This is a genomic window from Natrialba sp. PRR66, from assembly GCF_034808065.1.
GTDB classification, from domain to species: Archaea; Halobacteriota; Halobacteria; order Halobacteriales; family Natrialbaceae; genus Natrialba; species Natrialba aegyptia.
Genome location: NZ_JAXHGN010000085.1, coordinates 1 through 276, shown reverse-complemented (window position 1 = coordinate 276; position 276 = coordinate 1). Strand labels below are relative to the sequence as shown.

The following is a 276-nucleotide window of genomic DNA, read 5'->3' as shown; positions in this document are numbered from 1 at the left end:
ATAATGATGAGCCCGCAGGAGGATCTGAAATGGGAGAATCGGGAAAAGCTAAAGATGAGAAAGAGCGAACTTCAGTTCTTGAAAAGCAAGCCAGAAAGAAAGGTGATGATGAATCTTCATCATCCGAAGAAGATAAAGAGGATGAAGACGAAAAGAAAGATAACTCTACTGTTATCATCCGCGTAAAGCGTCATACTATGCTTTTTAGTTCTGAAGAATCGAAAGAAGAAGAAAATGAAATCATCAAGGCTGAAAAAGAATTAGATGAAGAAAAAG

At 37.3% G+C, this 276-nt stretch carries 1 protein-coding gene; it reads left to right on the top strand.

The features are described from left to right. Positions 1-29 precede the first annotated feature (29 nt). The coding region (locus SM755_RS23580; protein WP_323174828.1) for a hypothetical protein at positions 30-276 on the top strand (247 nt) is incomplete at its 3' end.